This is a genomic window from Eubacterium sp. 1001713B170207_170306_E7 (assembly GCF_015547515.1).
GTDB lineage: Bacteria > Bacillota > Clostridia > Eubacteriales > Eubacteriaceae > Eubacterium.
Window position 1 is genome coordinate 540999 of the sequence record NZ_JADMVE010000002.1, and the last position, 20452, is coordinate 561450.

Annotated in this window: 20 protein-coding genes and 1 riboswitch; of the genes, 11 read left to right on the forward strand and 9 right to left on the reverse strand. The window is 47.0% G+C overall.

Features of this window, described 5'->3' with window-relative positions; all coding sequences use genetic code 11:
* Positions 1-249: 249 nt before the first annotated feature.
* On the reverse strand, positions 250-963 hold the full coding sequence (locus I2B62_RS07885) for a 4Fe-4S binding protein (RefSeq protein WP_195268460.1): 714 nt from the start codon (positions 961-963) through the stop codon (positions 250-252).
* A gap of 81 nt (positions 964-1044) precedes the next feature.
* On the reverse strand, positions 1045-1644 hold the full coding sequence (locus I2B62_RS07890) for a nitroreductase family protein (RefSeq protein ID WP_195268428.1): 600 nt from the start codon (positions 1642-1644) through the stop codon (positions 1045-1047).
* A 170-nt stretch (positions 1645-1814) separates the two neighbouring features.
* Between I2B62_RS07890 and I2B62_RS07895 the strand changes: the two genes are divergently transcribed.
* Positions 1815-2255 carry a hypothetical protein gene (locus I2B62_RS07895; protein ID WP_195268429.1) on the forward strand — a complete coding sequence of 147 codons (441 nt, stop codon included), beginning with the start codon at positions 1815-1817 and terminating at the stop codon, positions 2253-2255.
* 51 nt (positions 2256-2306) lie between these two features.
* On the opposite strand, the gene I2B62_RS07900 is transcribed toward I2B62_RS07895, so the two are convergent.
* From I2B62_RS07900 to I2B62_RS07910, 3 genes are all read right to left on the reverse strand, one after another.
* Entirely contained in the window at positions 2307-2807 is a 501-nt protein-coding gene (locus tag I2B62_RS07900; protein ID WP_195268430.1) for a hypothetical protein, read from the reverse strand.
* Positions 2808-2972: 165 nt separating this feature from the next.
* A complete protein-coding gene (gene pyrE / locus I2B62_RS07905; RefSeq protein ID WP_195268431.1) occupies positions 2973-3638 on the reverse strand; it encodes an orotate phosphoribosyltransferase in 666 nt (221 codons plus the stop codon).
* A 66-nt stretch (positions 3639-3704) separates the two neighbouring features.
* Positions 3705-4796, reverse strand: a complete 1092-nt coding sequence (locus I2B62_RS07910) for a hypothetical protein (protein WP_207735966.1) — start codon at positions 4794-4796, stop codon at positions 3705-3707.
* A gap of 338 nt (positions 4797-5134) precedes the next feature.
* Between I2B62_RS07910 and I2B62_RS07915 the strand changes: the two genes are divergently transcribed.
* From I2B62_RS07915 to I2B62_RS07950, 8 genes are all read left to right on the forward strand, one after another.
* Positions 5135-6169 (forward strand): ATP-binding cassette domain-containing protein, encoded by a 1035-nt coding sequence (locus I2B62_RS07915; protein WP_195268432.1) that lies wholly within the window; start codon positions 5135-5137, stop codon positions 6167-6169.
* A complete protein-coding gene (locus I2B62_RS07920; RefSeq protein WP_195268433.1) occupies positions 6159-6818 on the forward strand; it encodes a methionine ABC transporter permease in 660 nt (219 codons plus the stop codon). Before I2B62_RS07915 ends, I2B62_RS07920 begins: the two co-directional genes overlap by 11 nt.
* A 74-nt stretch (positions 6819-6892) precedes the next feature.
* The gene (locus tag I2B62_RS07925; RefSeq protein WP_224168793.1) at positions 6893-7672 is read left to right on the forward strand and encodes a MetQ/NlpA family ABC transporter substrate-binding protein; all 780 of its coding nucleotides are present in this window, start codon (positions 6893-6895) and stop codon (positions 7670-7672) included.
* 167 nt (positions 7673-7839) lie between these two features.
* Positions 7840-8694, forward strand: a complete 855-nt coding sequence (locus tag I2B62_RS07930) for a shikimate dehydrogenase (RefSeq protein WP_195268435.1) — start codon at positions 7840-7842, stop codon at positions 8692-8694.
* Between the two features lie 13 nt (positions 8695-8707).
* Complete coding sequence (locus I2B62_RS07935) at positions 8708-9289, forward strand: HDIG domain-containing metalloprotein (protein WP_195268436.1); 582 nt, start codon at positions 8708-8710, stop codon at positions 9287-9289.
* A gap of 91 nt (positions 9290-9380) precedes the next feature.
* On the forward strand, positions 9381-10433 hold the full coding sequence (cobT, locus tag I2B62_RS07940) for a nicotinate-nucleotide--dimethylbenzimidazole phosphoribosyltransferase (RefSeq protein WP_195268437.1): 1053 nt from the start codon (positions 9381-9383) through the stop codon (positions 10431-10433).
* A 30-nt stretch (positions 10434-10463) separates the two neighbouring features.
* Positions 10464-10901, forward strand: a complete 438-nt coding sequence (locus I2B62_RS07945) for an ACT domain-containing protein (RefSeq protein ID WP_195268438.1) — start codon at positions 10464-10466, stop codon at positions 10899-10901.
* A 261-nt stretch (positions 10902-11162) separates the two neighbouring features.
* A complete protein-coding gene (locus I2B62_RS07950; RefSeq protein ID WP_195268439.1) occupies positions 11163-11816 on the forward strand; it encodes a TetR/AcrR family transcriptional regulator in 654 nt (217 codons plus the stop codon).
* Positions 11817-11873: 57 nt separating this feature from the next.
* Here I2B62_RS07950 and nudC read toward each other — a convergent pair whose 3' ends face one another.
* The 4 genes from nudC to I2B62_RS07970 all read right to left on the reverse strand — a co-directional run bounded on the left by nudC (position 11874) and on the right by I2B62_RS07970 (position 17798).
* Complete coding sequence (nudC, locus tag I2B62_RS07955; protein ID WP_195268440.1) at positions 11874-12701, reverse strand: NAD(+) diphosphatase; 828 nt, start codon at positions 12699-12701, stop codon at positions 11874-11876.
* 217 nt (positions 12702-12918) lie between these two features.
* Complete coding sequence (locus tag I2B62_RS07960; protein WP_195268441.1) at positions 12919-14337, reverse strand: glutamate decarboxylase; 1419 nt, start codon at positions 14335-14337, stop codon at positions 12919-12921.
* Positions 14338-14417: 80 nt separating this feature from the next.
* Positions 14418-16046 carry a glutamate:gamma-aminobutyrate antiporter gene (gadC, locus tag I2B62_RS07965; protein ID WP_195268442.1) on the reverse strand — a complete coding sequence of 543 codons (1629 nt, stop codon included), beginning with the start codon at positions 16044-16046 and terminating at the stop codon, positions 14418-14420.
* A gap of 192 nt (positions 16047-16238) precedes the next feature.
* A complete protein-coding gene (locus I2B62_RS07970; protein WP_195268443.1) occupies positions 16239-17798 on the reverse strand; it encodes a GGDEF domain-containing protein in 1560 nt (519 codons plus the stop codon).
* A 393-nt stretch (positions 17799-18191) separates the two neighbouring features.
* On the opposite strand from I2B62_RS07970, the gene I2B62_RS07975 reads away from it, so the two are divergent.
* Positions 18192-19124 (forward strand): magnesium transporter CorA family protein, encoded by a 933-nt coding sequence (locus I2B62_RS07975; RefSeq protein ID WP_195268444.1) that lies wholly within the window; start codon positions 18192-18194, stop codon positions 19122-19124.
* A gap of 71 nt (positions 19125-19195) precedes the next feature.
* A riboswitch (FMN riboswitch) is annotated at positions 19196-19326 on the forward strand.
* Between the two features lie 89 nt (positions 19327-19415).
* Positions 19416-19979 carry an ECF transporter S component gene (locus I2B62_RS07980; RefSeq protein WP_195268445.1) on the forward strand — a complete coding sequence of 188 codons (564 nt, stop codon included), beginning with the start codon at positions 19416-19418 and terminating at the stop codon, positions 19977-19979.
* Positions 19980-20452: the final 473 nt, after the last annotated feature.

Genomic DNA, 20452 nt, shown 5'->3' on the forward strand with positions numbered 1-20452 from the left:
ATTGCTAATGCAATTTCGAACATAAATAGCTGGTGCCAGAGGCATTCAAACGCACTGCGTTTGAAAAGCGAGCGTTGCCGAAGACGACGCGGCAGCAGAGGATGAGGCAGGCAATTGCGAAGCCATTGCAGTCGCCCATGGGTCACCATTTTGGAAGATACAGCAGCTGTAAAACAGTTGCTTTTTTTATTTAAATACAAAAAAACCCCCAATCCGTATCGCGGTGATACCGGTTGGGGTGTTTTCATATTAAATATCTAAAATTCTGCCATCGGTCGAGACCGTTGTCACCGACCAGGGGATAATCTTGCCACTGTCTTTTAGAGCGGTTTTAACTGCATTGACAATGCCGCCGCAGCACGGAACCTCCATTCTCACGACCGTCAGCGAACGGATATTGTTGTTCGCCAGAATATCGGTCAGCTTGCCGGCGTAGTCCACATCGTCCAGCTTTGGGCAGCCGATGAGCGTGATCCGATTTTTAATGAATTCATTGTGGAAATCACCATAAGCGTAGGCTGTGCAGTCCGCGGCAATGAGCAGGTCCGCGTTGTCGAAGTAGGGCGCTTTTGGCGGCGCCAGCTTGATCTGCACCGGCCACTGGTTTAAGCGGGACTGCACAGGGGCAGCATGGTGGTTTTCGCCCGCTGCCTTTGTATGGTGCTCAATTTTGCGGGAGCTGGTTCCAGGGCAGCCGCAGGCCAGCGTCTTGGGCTGAACCCTTTCGGCCTCCATTTTGGCCTGTACAGCGGCTTCGTCATAGGCGGCGGCCTCCCGTTCTTCAAAATGAATGGCATCCTCAGGACATACCGGCAGACAATCCCCCAGACCATCGCAGTAATCGTCCCTTAGCAGCGTGGCAACGCCGTCGGCCAGGCCGATGGCCCCTTCGTGACAGGCGTCGACACACAGGCCGCAGCCGTTGCATTTTTCTTTATCGATTTTAATGATTTTACGTATCATCATAGTTCCTCCAGTTCAGGTGTTGACAACAGTATAACACATTTATCAGAGGAATTCTGTTGCATCAGCAACAAAAGGATTTTAATAAAAAACCTTTAAGCGTTCAGATAAAGGCTGGAAATCCTTGTCGCCAGGCATGGCAGTAGGTTCGCCGAAGGGCATCTGCGCTCTTAAACGCCAGGAATCCGGAACCTGCCACTCTTTTTTAACGGCTTCATCGATGAGTGGGTTATAGTGCTGCAGGTTTGCGCCTAAGCCTTCAATTTCCAGGGAATTCCATACAGAGAACTGCAGCATACCGTTGGCCTGCTCTGCCCATACGGGGAAGTTGTCCGCGTACAGTGGGAACTGTTCGACCAGACTGTCTGTAACGGTATCGTCAATGAAATACAAAACGGTTCCATGGCCGGCCTTAAAGCCGTTAATCTTATCCTCGGTCTGCTGGAATTTGTTTGCAGGCACCTTCTGGCGCAGTGTCTCCATGACGATATCCCAGAGCTTATCGTGCTGCTCGCCGAAAAGCAGAATGACCTTTGAGCTTTGGCTGTTAAAAGCAGAAGGAGTATGCTTGATGGCATGGCCGATCACTTCCTCGATTTTATTATCGGAGATGGGGCTTTTTTTGCTGATGGCATAGAAACTGCGGCGGTTTAAAATCGCACTGTAAAAATCTTTTGACATAATGTAGTCTCCTTTTAATTTAAATTTATATACGAAATAATATTTTAGAATAATTATTATTTAAAATTATACCCGGCTTATTTAAAAAATAACATCAAGGAGAAGAAATATAATGTGATTTTAAAAAAATTGTGCTACAATGGGTCAGGAAAAGTATGGAGGTGGCAGCTATGGAAGCAGCAGGAAGAAAAATTCTAAAGGTTGGCGGCATTTTAATGGCCATCATCGGCGTCTTTGGGGCGGTTATCGCCATTTCCGGCATCATCGGCTACAATAATATGGACGCGTCGATGGCAGCGGATATGGAAAAAATTATGGGTGTGACCATCAAAGACCTCTCGGTCAACCTGATGGTGAGTACGGTGATCTGTGTCTTTGAGCTTGTGGTGGGAATTCTGGGTATCGCCTTTTCCAAAAAAGCGGAGAAGGGTGCCCTGTGCTTTATTCTCGGCATCATCATTATTGTGTTCCAGGTGGGCTCTGTCATTTACGGCAGCCTGCAGACAGGCTTTACAGCAGACATGATCCTAACCCTGGTGGCTGGGCTGATCATTCCCGGGGTTTATACCCTTGGCGCCTGGAAAAATATGCGGTCAGCACAGCAGGCATAAAAAAACGTCCCTTAGGGGACGTTTTTTTGTAAATAGGAATTGGCCGTCTGATTATACCAAGTATTCTTCTTCCTGGTTGTTGCGCATGGAGAACAGGAAGAACGGCTGGGTGATCGCAAAAATAATGCTGAGCACCAGGAATAACACAGCGTTTTCCGGTTTATACATGCGGTAGAGACGGTATAATGCGCCGTAATAGTAAACGCCGTAAGCGATAGGGAACAGCCAGCCAATGAATGGAATCATGGAAAGCAGTCCGCTTGCAAACGGAAGCAGCGGCAGAAATACATGGGCGTATGGAATAACCCATGAGCCAAAAGCCACCTTTTCGTTAATGATTTTGCCCATCAGATAAGTTTTCGCGATGGGAATCCAGGCCAGCCAGGGGCTGTCCAGTCCGCGGTTTTTGGCCATCTGATACAGGCTGAGGGAGTTAAAAACATAACAGACGATACCAACAATTAAAATGATAACAAAATAGGCGGCCAGGAAAGACAAAATAATGGCGGCAACGCCCGCGTCTGTTGAAGAGTAATAGAAACTATCGGACATGTTGTTTCTCCTTTCATATATTTTAGAGAAGCTCTAATTAATTTTATTGTAGCATTTTAGATGAATAGAAGCAATGTTTTTTTAAAAAATGAATATTATGATATTTATATTGGATTTAATGAAACGTATAATAAAAGCTCCGGAAAACTCCGGAGCTTTTATTGTTTAGATACCGTTTTTATCAAGATGGTCTTCCATGCGTTTTTTCATGTCATCGTCAATTACGATCTTTCCATCAATTTCGTAGTTATAGAGATGGGCGATGATATCTCTGACCGTCACGATCGGGTAGGTGGTAATGCCGAACGCTTCCCTGACTTCCTGGATTGCGCTTTTGTCATTGCTGCCCTTTTCCATCCGGTCAACAGAAATGATGAGCGCGGTAATGTCGACATCGGCAATGCCCTTGAGCAGCGGAACGCTCTCGCGGACCGAGGAGCCGGCAGTGATAACATCCTCGATGATGATGGCTTTGTCACCGTCCTGAGGCTTGTAGCCGATAATGCTGCCACCCTCGCCGTGGTCCTTGGCTTCCTTGCGGTTAAAGCAGTAGGGAATATTGACGCCGTGGTCTCTGTAAAGGGAAACCGCAGAGGTAATGACAAGTGGTATACCCTTGTAGGCAGGACCATACATAAAATCCATTTCTCCGATGTTTTCCCTGATGCAGGCCGCGTAGTATTCGCCCAGCTTTGAAATCTGCTCGGCGGTTTTATAGTTGCCGGTATTGATGAAATAAGGTGTTTTACGGCCGCTTTTGGTCACGAAATCGCCAAAGGTCAAGACGCCGGAGCGCACCATAAAATCGATAAAGTCTTCTTTGTAACCCATAGTATCCTCCAGATAATTGTTTTCTAAATAAAATTATATACGATATCCGTCCAGGTGGCAAACAGTTTATCCATTACCGAGCAGATGGCGTTCCAGATTCACGACAAAGTCCTGGATATTGGTGATAAAGGATTCGCTGCTCAGGCTGCCGCGGTCCTTAAGCTTGTTGACCACAAACTCTGAGATGTCAACCGTGTAGAAGTAAACCGGCCGCACCACACCGCCCACCAGCTGGTAGGAGGGGGTCATATTGCCGGTCGCGATGGTGTGGAGCTGGGTCGCGAGGCAGATGACAGTGGTCGCTCTGCGGGTGTAGGCCCGCATGGCGTCCTGTGCCTGGTAGACGTCGGAATAGACGCCGGGCAGCGGGCCGTCGTCGCGGATTGAGCCGGCCAGCACCATGGGAATATCCTTTTTTAGACAGGCATGGACAATACCGTCGCGGATGTTATAGTCGCGGATCAGATTCTTGAGCGACCCGGAGGATCGTGCTCGGTTGATGGTTTCGATATGGTGGTAATGCCCGTTTTTGCAGCTGCATTTTGAATAAATATCCTGCCCCAGGGCCGTGTGGAAAAAGCTCGCCTCCAGGTCATGGGTCGCCAGGGCGTTGCCGGCAAAAAGCGCGTCGACATAGCCGGCTTTTATGAGCGCGGACATGGCGTTGCGGGAATCATAGTCAAAGGCCACGGCCGGCCCCAGCACCCAGACCACATAGCCATGGTCCTTTTCATAGCGCAGCAGGTCGTAGAGCCGGTCATAATCGCTGGAAAAAGCCGTTTCTCTGGAGTTGTTCATCCGAAAGGCAAAGTTGTCCGTGTTGTCCTGAAAATTCCGATTAAAAGCGTTCTGGTGGACGTAAACGCCGGTGTCGCCATTATCGCTCCGGCCTACCACCACCGCGTCCCCTTTCTTGACGTTTCGGAATTCGACCGCGTGGGGAAGGCCGTCCTCGATGACGACAACACAGTCCATCCGGCTTTCACGGATCAGGATCCAGTGGCCGCCGATTTTAAAATACTCCGGAAAAATGGAGGTCGCGTAGAAATTTTCAGGAACGACGCCGTCCATGGGGGCTGGTTCGGTATGAACGTCCGGAGAGCCGGCAAAATGCTCGGTGTGAAAGTCCGGTGGGATGTACTCAGGTAATTTAAACATAATTCTAATTCACTCCTAATTGATAGCCATAAAATAGTTTTCCTTTTAAAGCCCATTATAGCACTTTAAAATCAGGGATTCAACGCAGGACAAAAGGCACGGACGGATATTTTTCGAAAAGTATTGACAAAAGAAAAAAGATTCTCTATAATACAAAAGCATATAAAACATATATGAGTAAATAAGATTTGAATTTTACAGGTTTGGCTCTTGAACGCTGTATACCTTGACAAAGGCTTTAAATCTAGAATATAATTGTAAAAGTGTATCCTTTCAATACCATATGAAAGAGCACGAAATTATATTTGAGAAATCAAGCTTTTTGAGAGGAGGTAGAAATGGAAACACCAATAAACGAACAGGCGCAGCCCATCATTGAGATCCGGTCTCTGGGAAAAACCTTCCATACAAAAAGTGGCGATGTGAAGGCTCTGGACGATATTAATATTACCATAAACAAAGGCGATATCTTTGGCATCATCGGCATGAGCGGCGCAGGAAAAAGCACGCTTGTGCGCTGTATGAACCTGCTGGAAAAACCAACCGAGGGCAGCGTGTTAGTCGACGGTGAGGATATTTCGGAAATACCGGAAAAGGATCTTCGGAAAGTACGTTATTCCATGGGGATGATCTTTCAGCAGTTCAACCTTTTGGAACAGCGGACTGCCGAAAAGAATATTTTATTTGCGCTTGAGATCGCAGGGTATGACAAGTCCAAGGCCAAAGGGCGCGCAGCAGAGCTTCTGGAGCTCGTCGGCCTCAGCGACCGGGCGCAGTCCTATCCTTCCCAGCTTTCGGGCGGGCAGAAGCAGCGCGTCGCCATTGCGCGGGCGCTGGCCAATAACCCCAAGGTGCTGCTGTGTGACGAAGCCACCTCAGCCCTCGACCCCACTACCACACGGTCCATCCTTACGCTTTTAAAGGATATAAACAAGCGGCTGGGCATTACCATTGTGGTGATTACCCATGAGATGAGCGTTGTAGAGGAGATCTGCAGCCATGTGGCCATCATTGACAAGAGCCATATTGCCGAGCAGGGCAGCGTGGAGGAAATCTTCACCAATCCCAAAACCGCCATCGCGAGAAGGATGATCTTTCCGGATGGTGAAAATCTCACGGGGCATGTTGGCCAAAATTGCTGCCGCATTGTCTTTGACGGAAGCTCGTCCTACGACCCGGTGATAGCCCGCATGATTCTGGAATGCAAGGCGCTGATCAACATAATGTACGCAGATATGAAAAATATCGACGGCATTGCCCGGGGACAGATGGTCATTCAGCTGCCCGAGGACAGCACAACTGCCAGCAAGGTGCTCAATTATCTGAGATCCAACGGACTGACTGTGGAGGAGGTGCCGGACTATGTGGGATAGCACGATGATCAGTATGATCTGGTGGGGTCTGCTCCAGACCCTGTACATGACCCTGGCATCAACCCTGATTTCCTATGTGCTGGGAATCCCGATGGGGGTTATTCTGGTGGCCTGTGACAAGGACGGCGTCAAGCCCCTGCCTGTTGTTCATAAAATTTTAGACATTATTGTTAATATTACCCGCTCCATTCCGTTTTTGATCCTGCTGATCGCGGTTATCCCGATTACGCGCTTCATTACCGGTACCACCATCGGCTCTAACGCGACCATTGTGCCGCTGGTTATGGCGGCCGCGCCGTTTATCGCGCGTATGGTGGAGTCCTCGCTCCGTGAGGTGGATAAGGGACTGATCGAGGCATCGCTTTCCATGGGAGCCAGCCCCTTCCAGGTAATCTGCAAGGTGCTTCTGCCGGAAGCCAAGCCTTCGCTGATCGTGGGCGCGGCCATTTCGACCACCACCATCCTGGGCTATTCGGCCATGGCTGGTATTGTGGGCGGCGGCGGCCTCGGCGATATCGCCATCCGTTACGGGTATTACCGTTACGAAAACGGCGTGATGATTGTGACTGTTGTACTGCTGGTTCTGGTGGTTCAGGTATTCCAGGAAATTGGGATGAAGATCGCTGAAAAGCAGGATAAGAGAAAATAATTTCCAGGAGGAAAAGAAAGATGAAATTTAAAAAAGTAGTGTCTGTACTGGTAGCGTTAGGCCTTGTAACGGTTATGGCCGCAGGCTGCAGCTCTTCCGGCGGGGGATCAGCCTCTGGCTCGGATGATAAAACCATCGTGGTGGGCGCATCGCCGACCCCCCATGCTGAAATTTTAAAGGCAGCGGAAAATGTTCTGAAGGAAAAAGGCTATACCCTTGAAATCAAGGAATTTACCGATTACGTACAGCCGAATATGACCCTTGAAAATAAAGAGCTGGATGCCAATTACTTCCAGCACAAGCCGTATCTGGATGATTTTAATCAGAAAAACAACACAAAGCTGGTATCTGCAGGAGCCATTCATTATGAACCATTGGGATTATATGCAGGCAAAACCAAAGCGCTTGCAGACCTGAAAGACGGTGCCACCATTGCAGTTCCAAATGATACAACCAATGAAGCGCGTGCTTTATTGCTGCTTGAAACCAATGGGTTAATCAAATTGAACCCGGATGCCGGCTTAGCCGCTACGCCAAAAGACATCACTGAAAATCCGAAGAACCTGAACATTCAGGAACTCGAAGCCGCACAGCTGGGCCGCTCATTACAGGATGTCGATATGGCTGTCATCAACGGTAACTATGCATTGCAGGCAGACCTGAAGGTTTCTGACGCGCTGGCAAAAGAAGAAAAAGATTCTGTTGCCGCCCAGACCTATGCCAATGTTGTGGCCGTCCGTGAAGGCGATGAAAACTCAGACAAAACCAAAGCCTTAATGGAAGCCTTGAAGAGCGACGATGTGAAAAAATTCATCGAAGACACCTACCAGGGCTCTGTTGTATCAATTTTCTAAAGATCAAATCGGGACAGGAGACACGCCAGGAGCGGTCTCCTGTTTTTTATAGGATTTATCCAAAGGGTATCGCGATGATACCCTTTGAATTTTATCTAGTCCATCCAGTTTCTGAAATTTGTGCTATAATAGCAGTAACGATTTTATAAAAGTGAGGAATAAGCGAGATGGTAGAGATTACAGGTACGACAAAACTCATCTGTCTGCTGGGAAGCCCTGTGGCCCACAGCGTGTCACCGGCAATGCACAATATGGCTTTTTCACTTCTGGGTCTGGATTACGCCTACCTTGCCTTTGAGGTTGGCGAGCCGCAGCTGGCAGAAGCCGTAAAAGGGCTGAAGCTTTTAAACGCTAGGGGCTGGAACCTGACCATGCCGAACAAGACAAAAATGTGCGAGCTGGTCGATGAGCTCTCACCGGCTTCACAGCTCATGGAGGCAGTGAACACCGTCGTCAATGAGGATGGCGTTTTAAAGGGCTACACTACCGACGGCAGCGGCTATATGCGGATGCTGCGTGAATTTGACGTGGATATCATTCATAAAAAAATGGTACTTGCCGGAGCCGGCGGCGCGGCCCGGGCCATCGCCATACAGGCGGCTCTGGACGGTGTAGCGGAAATTGTGATCTTTAACCGGAGCCTGGATAAGGCGGTTAAAATCGCCGACGACATTAACCGCCATACGGACTGCGCCGCTTCGGCTTACAATATTGCCGATACAGCGCAGCTTGGCCGAGCGCTTGAGGACGCCGCGCTGTTTACCAACGCCACCCAGATCGGCATGGAGCCCAATCCCGGGCAATCGGTAATCAAGGACAAGGGTCTGCTCCATCCTGGCCTTGTGGTGTCCGATATTGTGTACAACCCCAGAGAGACAAAGCTGTTAAAAATGGCCGGAGAGCAGGGCTGTAAGACCGTCGGCGGCCTGGGCATGCTGCTCTGGCAGGGGGCCGATGCCTTTAAGCTGTGGACTGGATGCGAAATGCCGGCCGGAGACATACAAAATAAATATTTTAAATAACAGGAGGCAGAACATGTCAAAAACCTTAACCCGAGATGAAGCCCTGGCGCTTCTGGAAGAATACAACGAGAGCGACGCTCTGGTAAAACACGGCCTGGCCGTGGAAGGCGTCATGCGCCATTTTGCCCGGAAATATGGTGAGGACGAAGAAAAATGGGGAATCGTCGGGCTCCTTCATGACCTGGATTACGAAAAGTATCCGGAGCAGCACTGTGTGAAGGTTCAGGAAATTATGCAGGAGCGTGACCTTGATCCGGAAATCATCCGGGCAGTGGCCAGCCACGGCTATGGGCTGTGTGTGGATATTGAGCCCCAGTCGCAGATGGAGAAGGTTCTCTACACCATTGATGAGCTGACCGGCCTGGTTAACGCCACTGTCATTATGCGGCCGTCTAAAAGCGTGCTGGATCTGGAGACCAAGTCTGTTAAAAAGAAATTCAAGAGCAAAGGGTTTGCCGCAGGCGTCAACCGCGAGGTCATTAAAAATGGCTGTGAACGGCTGGGCATGGACCTTGGCGACGTGATCGAGGAGGTCATTCTGGGGATGCGTGAGGTCTGTGACGCCATTGATCTCAGAGGCGAGGTCGAAAATTAACCCGAATTCGCATGAAATCATCTTTTATCGCACAAGCGGTAATGCTATAATACTATATTAGAAAAAGAAATTTACTTGAGAGGCAAATAAAATGAGTTTATTACAGGAAACTCTGGATAAAATCCAGAAAATTGACGAAGCGGCCAAGAAGCAGTCGAGAGAACGTATTGACATCCTTTTGAAACCCGTAGGGAGCCTGGGCGTTCTGGAAAATATCGCCGAGCAGCTTTCTGCTATTACCGGAGAGGTAATCCCAGACATTAAGAAAAAAGCAGTGCTCTGCTTTGCCGGCGACCACGGCGTTTGCGACGAAGGCGTGTCTGCCGCGCCGCAGGTATTCACCGAGCTGATGACCCCGATGATCGCGGCCTACAGAACCGGTGTCGGCGTGCTCAGCCGCCTGGCAGGCGCCGATGTTTTTGTCTATGATGTGGGCATGATTCCAGACCTTCCGGCAGACTGTGACGCCGTGGATAAGAAAATCCGCCGCGGTACCGCCAATATGCGCAAGGAACCCGCAATGACCCGCGAAGAAGCGGTCAAAGCCCTGGAAATCGGCATTGAAGCCGCTAATGAAGCCATCGGCAAGGGTTATAGGGTTCTGGGAACCGGCGAGATGGGCATTGGCAACACGACCCCGAGCACTGCGATCTTCGCTGTTTTGGGCGGTGTTGATCCAGAGGAAATCACCGGTGTTGGCGCCAACCTTTCCGAAGACCTGACCAAGAACAAGGCACAGGTAATCCGCGACGCCATCGCGTTAAACCAGCCGGATAAAAACGATCCCGTTGATATCATGGCAAAGGTCGGCGGCCTGGAAATCGCCGCGATGACAGGCGTTATGCTCGCAGGCGCTGCCAGCCATGTACCGGTGGTTGTCGACGGCTATATCTCCACCGCGTCCGCGGCCATTGCCATCGCTTTGAAACCTGAGGTCAAGGATTACCTGATCTGCTCGCACGCTTCGGATGAAAAGGGCGCAAAATTTGGCTCAGAGCTGTTAAATTTTGCACCGTTTTTACACATGGATATGCGTTTAGGCGAAGGCAGCGGGGCCGCGCTGGCTTTCTATCTGCTGGACGCCGCAGTCGCCATGAACCGCGATATGGCCACCTACGCAGACGTGAACATGGACGTTGTTTAAACAGAAAAACAGAGACACAGGAGGCAGAATATGATTCGACAGGTATCTGTATTTATACAAAACAGTGAAGGCCGTCTGAGTGAAATGCTCAAGGTACTAAAGGCCGAAGATGTAAATATCCGTTCCTTAACCATAGCGGAAACCGCTGACTACGGCGTGGTCCGTCTGATTTTACAGAACACGGATAAAGGACTGGAAGCGCTCAGAGAGGCGCATATCATGGCAAACGAGACGAATGTCATGGCGGTTGAGATTCCGGATCGTCCGGGCGGAATGAGCGACATGGTCGAGCTGCTGACAGAGGGCGGTATCAACATCGAGTATGCTTACTCCTTTCTGCCGCAGAACACCTCCAACGCCATCATCATTTTCAAAATTGATGAGGACGACGTTGAGAAGGTACGGGAGGCGTTCGGCAAGGAACCTCACGCCAACCTCCTGGAAAGCGATGAGCTGCTCATGAAATAAAGCAGAATCTGAAAAATGGCATCTCCCCGGGAGATGCCGTTTTTTATTGGAGCGGCGCCGGATTCGGGCTCCGGTTGGCAGCGGGATGAGCGGTCCTGGTATAAAAAGTATGAAAAAGTCTCGTAAAATAAAGACTTTTATATTTTTTAATAGACTTTTTGGTGAAATATAGTATAATAAAGTCATTATCCAATTTTGATAGTGAATAAATAATTTTTTCAGTAAAAACCCCACCCCAAATTAACGAGAAAGGAACTGTTAATGGTAGCTAAATCAAAAAAAGGGACGCTCACCAAACAGAACATTATTAATGCAGCCAAGCAGCTTTTTTATGAAAATGGCTATAATAAAACAGGTATCCAGGATATAGCGGATTATGCTAATGTAAAGCTGGGAACAATCACCTATTATTTTAAGAAAAAAGATGATATGATTTCTGATATTTACAATACCTTTTTTATGGCGCTTTATGATTATGTTTCGGAAGCGTCAGAAAAGGATTTGAACCTTTACACCAAGTACTGCTTTGCACTGGTACTGTACTACAATGCAATTTTATCTGCCCCCCACAACGCTCTTCTGTATTACGAGGTGCTGGTTAAGAACGTAGACAATGGCGGACGCCTGTCCATCACCAAAACGCTCAACCGCTCCTGCCTGGATTTTTTAAACAAATCCTATACAGACGAGGACTTGGATGTCATTGCAATGGCTGAGTTTGGTTCCCGAAAAGAACTGTTCATCAATTATTATGAACGCGAAATCGAATTTGAAAAAGACCAGATGTGCTTTTACTTTGTGAAAACACTCTTCCGGCTGATGGACCTGGACGGCGATATGATCCAGAACACCATCAAGCAGGCCTTTGATTTTTTAAGGGATAAAAATCCGGAGCACATCCGGTTTCTGGTTTAAACCAAAAGCAACCCGTACCATGGCGATACGGGTTGCTTTTTTATGCGAAGAAGCCTTTTAACAAAGGCCGTTTTTAAACTGCATCATCATTTCATTGGTGAGGCTGAAGCCGTCGGCCTCGACAGGCATTTCCTCCCGCGTGAACCATTTGGCGACAGCCAGTTCATTTTCATCCAGGGTGATGGTGTCGTTGCCGTCCAGGTCTGCAAAGAAACCGAACAGGAGCGAGTCCGAAAAGGGCCAGGGCTGGCTTTTATAATAACGGATATTCTTCACCTTAAGGCCGACCTCCTCCATCACCTCGCGCTTAACGGTTTCCTCGATGGTTTCGCCGATTTCGGCAAAGCCGGCCAGCAGGGCATATTTTTTAAAGGCCCGCCCGGCGTATTTGGACATGAGGATACGGTCGCCGTCCATTACCGCGACGATAACGGCAGGAGAGATTTTGGGGTACTCCAGATTGCCGCATTCCGGACAGTAGAGCATGCGCTCATTGGCGGCAGGCTTCATGGGAGCACCACAGCGCCCGCAGAAACGGCGGTTCCGGTACCAGTTGTAAAGCTGGTAGCCCACCAGCCCGGCGTAGGTCAGGTAACGGGGGCTTGTGCGGCGCAGGGCCTGCATGCTTTCAAGGTAAAAATCCTCGCCGAAAGCAGCCTCAGGGGCTTCGGAAAGATAAAAAGTATCTCCGCCGACAGAGAAGAGATAGGCATAGCGCCCGGCCATATCCGGCGGAATGTCAGAAAAACGGGGGAAGGAGATGGCTTCATCACTGTGTCTGAGAAGAATGTCATTATCCTTATACCACAAAATATAAGCATCCTTTTCCGGCGGCGTGGGTTCGTATTCGTTTGCCAGCCGGTAAGGTTCAATGTCCTGTATCATGATTTTACTCCTTTGGTGCTGTGAAATGACGCTGGGCTTAAGCGCCAGCGTCTGCTACTAACTATACCATAACAGCGCCCAAACAACAATGCGCGGGCCATTAAAAAACATCCCGTATCGTGACGATACGGGATGCTGTGGATTACAGGAGAGGATAGGAGACACTCCTGTTCTATTGGTTAGGAGAGGAAAACATCAACAGATTTTGATGTTTTTATTAGTGGGTAAAACCATATACGCCCTTGTCGTTAACCTGGTCGCCGCCGTGTGGCAGAATGTGTGCTTCGTCCAGTTCCTTGATCGCACGGTTCATGTCTTCCATGAGCAGAACGCCAAGCTGTTCGCTTAAGTCCGCACGGACAACGACTCTCTGGATAATGTCGTCCTGTAAGTTTTCCGGCAGTGGATAAGCCGGTACCTGCCAGCCCTTCATACGGATACGGTCTGCAAGGTCATATAAGTTCCATTCTTTGTTCGCGTCTTTTTTCATCTTCCAGCAGACGATCGGTAAGTTGGAGCCATCGTTGTAGATTTCAAATAAGCCGGTTTTTTCCAGTTCTTTAGAGATGTACATGGCAACGTCTCTGGTTCTTTCGTGGATTTTCTTGTAGCCTTCATAGCCGTAGCGTAAGAAGTTGTAATACTGTCCGATAATCTGGCTTGCAGAACGGGAGAAGTTGATGGCCATGGTTGGTAAGCTGCCGCCCAGGTAGCTGACGCTGAAGATTAATTCCTTCGGTAACCATTTTTCATCTCTCCATAATACCCAGCCGATACCAGGATAGACCAGGCCATATTTATGACCGGAGGTATTGATGGATACAACATTTTTCAGTCGGAAATCCCATTCCAGGTCAGGTTCGATGAATGGGGCGAACATACCGCCGGAAGCACCGTCAACATGGATATAGATTGGGAATTTAGGGTTTTTCTGGTTGTAGTCTTCGACTAAAGCGTCCAGAGCCTTGATGTCATCGAATTTACCGGTGTAGGTAATGCCCATGATCCCAACGATACCGATGGTATACTCATCGACAAAGTCCATGACTGTGTCCATGTTCATGCTCATATGCTGTTCGTCCAATGGCACGAGTCGCATTTCGATGTCCCAGTACACACAGAATTTTTCCCAGCATACCTGATAGCCAGAGGAAATAACCAGGTTTGGTTTCTTAGCCTTAACGTCTAAGCCCTGTTTGATCGCGTTATTACGCCATCTGAATTTCATCGCCATACCACCGAGCATACAAGCTTCGGAAGAACCTACGGTAGAGGTGCCTAAGAATTTTTCATTATCCGGTGCATGCCACAGATCAGCAATCATATTAACACAGCGGTTTTCAAGTTCTGTTGTCTGAGGATACTCAGATTTATCAATCGCGTTTTTTTCAAGGGTTTCGGCCATGATCTTTGTAGCTTCTGGTTCCATGTAGGTCTGGCAGAAGGTTGAAAGGTTCAGTCTTGCGCTCCCTTCGTCGAGTAAGTCATCTTTAATTAAGCGATAGGCGACTTCCGGTTCTACGGGATCCTTGCGAAGTTTGTATTTTGGTAAAGGTTCATCACTGGCTTCAGTGCCAAAGATTGGGGTTAAATAACGGTCCTTTAATTTGTCCTGATCATCTTTTGAATATAACATTTTGATTACCTCCTAAAATGTATAAGTTAAATATATTTATGTCAAGCCAATAAATATTGACGACACAGCATGGGATTAAATTATTTTTTTGTGGACAGCTTGTCCGGGTGTTCGGTTTGCGCTGCTGCCGCGGCTTCCTGAGCCGGATCTGCAACGGGCGCCGTATCCTGATTCATGTAATCTTCAGGATCAGGGTTGATATGATGTTCACCACGGCCTCTCAGACTGATAAAGTTGAAGTGACCTGGTCGGTCCGCCATGGTAACATGCTGAGGTTCTTTGATTTTCTTACCCTTCTTATCATGCAGTGCGTAGATGATAAATGGTACGATAACAGCTAAAATAAAGCTGATCATCAGAACGGTTTCATATTTTCCATCGTTTGTCGCTGCAAGCTGAGATGGTGGGAAGAAAGAAATAATAAAGGTAGCAACAGACATAATCAGGCCGATGCCTGCCAGAATGGTTTTACCGACTGTACCGCCAGGTACCTGATAAGCGCGTTTGAGGTCTTTGTGTTTGTAGACCAGAACAAAGTAGCCGATAAAGAAGAGAATATAACCGACCAGATAAAGCACAACGGTCAGTGAGATTGCCGTTAAGAATGAAATGTTCGCGCCGCCGCCGCCAAAGGTCAGCACTGCTGCCCAGATCGTAACGATGACACCCTGTACCATAATGAGTGGAACAGGAACATTGTGTTTGTTGACTTTTTTGAAGACGCCAGGTAAGATACCCTTTTGTGCGGTTGTGTAAAGGCCTCTTGACGGACCGACAACCCAGGCGCTTACTTCACCCATAACGCCGACAGCGATCATGCAGGCAATGATTTTAACCAGCCATCCAAGATGTGGATTAACATGATTCATCAGTGCGGCAAAGGCCTGGACAACACCAGAGTTCATGCTCAATTCGCTTGCCGGAACAGAAGCTGCGACAGCCATACCGCCGATGGTGTTTAATATAATGGCCATAATAACCAGCATAAACATGGCCAGCGGATAGTTCTTGTTGGCATTCTGGAGCTCATTGACATGGGAAGCCGAGGCTTCAACCCCCATAAAGGCCAGGACGAATGAAGCGAAGATTACCAGCGTATTGATCTTAGAAAAATCAGGAATAAATGCTTTTGCGCTGATTTCGACATTCAGCGGACCGCCGGTTGTAAAGTATGCAATCGCCAGACCGAAAAGAATAACAGCCGGAATAATGATCCCGACGATCAGGCCGACCTTTGAGATAATCGCGGTGTATTTGGTTCCGCCGAGCTGAGAGAAGGTCAAAGCCCAGAAGACGACTAATACGCCAATAAACTGTATGGTTGGATTACTGCTGAGTGCAGGGAAGTCAAACACATACGAGAATGCGCCGAGTATGAAATAAATCATGGTGACAAAGCCGACGGTTATTTGGAACCATTGAAAAAAGATTGCCGCGAAACCCCATCGTTCACCAAGTGTATTTCCGACCCAGGCAAAAATACCACCGTCCTGCCAGCCGTCTACCGTCGCCATTTCAGCGGCACAGAGAGCAACAGGAATGAACCATAAAAATCCACCAAGTAATAAGAAAAATACAAGCTGGAAACCAGATGATGCAAAGGTTGGATATTCATAGACCGTCATAACCATTGAAGCAGTAATGGCAAAGAAGCCAAACAAGGTCAGGGTCTTTTTAGGTCCAGTGCTTTGCGAACTTGGTTTATTCATGTGAGAAACACCTCCTAAAAAATGTTCTTTTGGTTTACGGTTAATTACTTACCCGGCAAAATTTTGGTTTAAACAAAAAAGGAGAAAAAAGTAAAAATAAATATATTTGTTTTAAGAATGCCTGAAAAACGACAAAGATCCTTAAAAATCGCCCTGGGAGCGATTTTTAAGGATCTTTATGGGTACCACAGCTCAATCTTCGTGAAACAGATCAAATTCTTTTTCATAAATGGCATAGGCGGACGATTCGTCATGCTTGGCATCGTACATCGCCTCGTCGGCCTGGCGTATCCACTGACTGCGGTTGATGGTCTCGTCCTTGAGAAAGGTAATACCCAGACTCGCAGAGAGATTGACCGGGTGTTCCCTCAGATTTTTAATATTTTCGATATTGCGCAGAATACTTTCCGCTAAATCCACAACATCCTTTGGATTCGAATAGTTGTTGATAAACACCAGAAACTCATCTCCGCCCAAACGTGCGGGGAAGATATTGTCGCTGGCAACGCCCTTCAAAATCTTGGCGACCGCATTGAGCGCGGCATCACCCATATGATGTCCAAAGGTGTCGTTAATGGCTTTAAAGCCATTAAGATCAAAAAGGAAAAGCGCCTGATTATTGTATTTTCTGAACAAGGTATCCATCGTGTGATAGATGGACTTACGGTTCGGGATATTGGTCAGGCCGTCAATATAAGCCGATTTCTTTAAGAGCTCGTTGGTTTTCACCAGCTCGTGCTTGCTGACTTCCAGGGTTTCGGTCATCTGGTTGATGTTGTCAGCCAGCTCGTGAAATTCGTCATCCCCAGGGATTTCACAGCGCACGGAAAAATTTTCATGCTGAATCTGCTTGATTTTTTCAGTCAGATAGGTGAGCGGGTTCGTGATGGTTTTGGCAAGCTGGATTCCAATCAATAAAGCGACCAGCGTGATGGTCAGCGTTGTGAGCAGCAGCATGGTCTGCAGGGTGTTGGCCTCTTTAAAGACCTCCGTTTGAGTCATACAGACAACCACCACCCAGCCCGAGGTTGGGATCTTTTCATAGCTGGCAATAACGGGAGTGCCATCATAATTATAGGTAAAGAATCCGGTGTCACTCTTTAAACGGTTGTTTTCAACATCAGAGATAAACTTTTTCAGATCAGCGTCATCGTTGAGCGCGTTTTCCTGGCTCTCTTCGGAGGAGAGCCCTTCTTCCATAATCGTAGAAAGCTGCTTGGCCTTGGAGTCCAGAATATAAACATAGCCGCTGTCACCCACCTTGCGCTGGCTGATCTGCTGGTTGATGCTTCCAATACTGACGTTTCGGTTCAAAATGCCAATGGGCCTTTGAGAAGAGTCGTAAATCTTAATCGCCAGCGAAAGGCATTTATTGGCGTTGGCCGATGTGTCGACTACTTCATTATAAGAATTTTTATTCTGTTCGATCAGTGTCTTGAACATACTGGAATCCCGTACGTTGGTCCCCTGATAGTTGGGATCAGATGAAGCGATAACATTTCCCGACAGGTCGATGATCGAATTGCGATTGACAACACTGTTTGTTTTGGCGCTGATATTTAAAAGCTGCTGCGCGGGCTCCAGAAGCACAGGATTTGAGGGATCGCTCAGACTCTCGGCGAAAGCGGGAATCTGCGCTGTGAATTCCAGATCATCCATCTGTGTTTTATAGAACTCTTCCAAATAGTTGGCGATTGATTCAGAAACATCCGACAGGGACTGCTTGCGCATCTCCAGGGAGCTTCTTGACATATAAATGCTTATAATGGAAGATAATATTAAAAGCGGTATCACCACTAACAAAATCATTAAAAGGGGGAGCTTTCTCTTTACTTTCAAAATATGTGTCACCTCCAGGAGATTTCTACCCAACTCTGTTCTATTTTAACACAAGATTAACGATAGTAAAAATAAAAAAAGATTGACATTATTCTCCCGAACACGTATAGTAGGTAGAGGGCACAATCCTGAGAAGTACCTTCATATTCTAAGTGAAGGTTTTTTCTTTGTGGTAAACCCTTTAAGATATAAAAAGGAGTGATATTATGGACGCAGACCCTGGAGAGAAGCGCTTAATAAAATTAAATAATCAAGCGGTCATAATATCAGTACATATTTTGGCCGCTTCCTAACGAGGAGGTCAGGATGATCAATATTTACAAAACCATTGATGGAAAAATTGTAGAAATTGATGAAATTGAAAAACACGCATGGATTAACATGGTAGATCCTACAGAGGAAGAGCTGCTGTCAATTTCAGATCAATTAAATGTAGAGGAAGATTTTCTTCGCGCCGCACTGGATGAAGAAGAAATCTCACGTGTCGAGCTTGATGAGGATATGAATCAGGCTTTAATAACCATCGACGTTCCCATTGTTGATAAAACCTCACAGATGGTTTTATACAGCACCATACCGGTTGGGATTATCGAAACCCATGAAAACATCATAACCGTTTGCCTGCAAAGCAATACCATTATTGATGATTTTGCAAAGGGCAGGGTGAAGCATGTCTTCACAAATCTGAAAACCCGGTTTATTTTTCAGATGCTCTACCGCGTTGCGACCCGCTTTTTGGTTTACCTGAGGCATATTAACCGCATGAGCACCGAAATTGAAAAAGAGCTGCACCGCTCGATGAAGAACAAAGAGCTTATTCAGCTGCTGGATCTGGAAAAAAGTTTGGTATTCTTTTCTACTTCTTTAAAAGCAAACCAGTCCGTACTGGAAAAGCTGCAGCGCGGACGTGTCATCAAACTCTATGAAGATGACCGTGAGCTGTTAGAGGATGTTCTCATTGAGGTCGAACAGGCCATCGAAATGTCCAATATCTACAGTAACATTTTGAGCGGCACGATGGACGCCTTCGCATCCATCATTTCAAATAATCTAAACATTGTAATGAAGGTTTTAACGTCTATCACCATCTTGATGGCCATACCGACAATGGTTTCGAGCTTTTATGGAATGAACGTTTCAGGACTGCCTTTTGCCAATTTTGGCGCAGTGATCATTATCGTTGCAATATTAACAGCCTTGGTAGCAATCATACTTTTTAAAAAAAATATGTTTTCATAGCGATAAAGTGTTCAAGCCGCTTGACAATCGTATTGAATGGCGCTATAATGTATACAGAAAATTAAATGATATGTCTGTTTCAGGGCGAGGTGTAATTCCTCACTGGTAGTGATGTGTGTAAAAGCAATAAGTCTACGAGCCGAAAGGCCGAGCTGGTTAGAATCCAGAACCAACGGTATAGTCCGGATGAAAGAAATTAGCACAGTTGATGCGCTTAGTATTGAGCCCTTAGGTTATACAGACCTAGGGGCTATTTTAATGCGACCTGACAGACCCACAGGAGGTATCATCATGAACGTCAAAACGAAGACGATCACCCAAATGGCGGTATTGGCAGCGATGTCGATACTATTGGTCTACCTGATTCATTTTCCTATCTTTCCGGCAGCTCCGTTTTTAGAGTATGATCCGGCAGATATCCCCATTTTGATCGGTACATTTATGTTTGGTCCGTTAGGCGGTCTGGTTTTAACGGCAGTTGTTTGTGTTTTGCAGGGGCTGACCGTAAGCTCAGCCAGTGGTTTTATTGGAATTATGATGCATTTCTTTGCAACCGGAAGTTTTGTTCTGGTAGCAGGTAATATTTACAAGAAGCACCGTACACGTAAGGGCGCCATTGTCGGTTTGTTCTTTGGAGCACTTGCAATGACCATCACAATGGTTATCTGGAACCTGATCTTTACCCCGCTGTTCATGGGGACCCCGATTGAAGCGGTTATGGCAATGCTTATCCCGGTCATTATTCCGTTTAATCTCATCAAAACAGGCGTCAATGCCCTTATCACCTTCATTGTTTATAAGTCTGTGTCAAAGGTATTAGGCATGGAAATCAAAGAAACAAAGCTGGCGGAATAACCTTTAATAAGTCATTTAGAAGCGAAATCCTCACGGATTTCGTTTTTTTTATAAAAAAGTTCAGATATCCTATTGACAGTTCATAAAAAAGCTGATAAACTATGTCAAGTCGTCAGCGATAAGGCACGGTTAATTTTGAGTAAAAGCTTTAAAAAAAGGTTTTGAAAAAAGTTAAAAAGTGCTTGACAACAGCCTGCAAGATATTGTATCATATACAAGCTGTCAACGACGGCAGATGAATTTCTTCATTAAAACTAATGAAAGAAAAAAGGGTCATAGAAAAGAGAATAGTACCATAAAACCTGAAATTCCAGCTGATGCAAATCAGCAAAGGATAAAAAACGCAAGTGGGATGAACACTTCAAAAAAATCATCACATGAACCAGATCAAGAAGCCGAAAGGCTAACGATAAACTTTTATTGAGAGTTTGATCCTGGCTCAGGACGAACGCTGGCGGTATGCTTAACACATG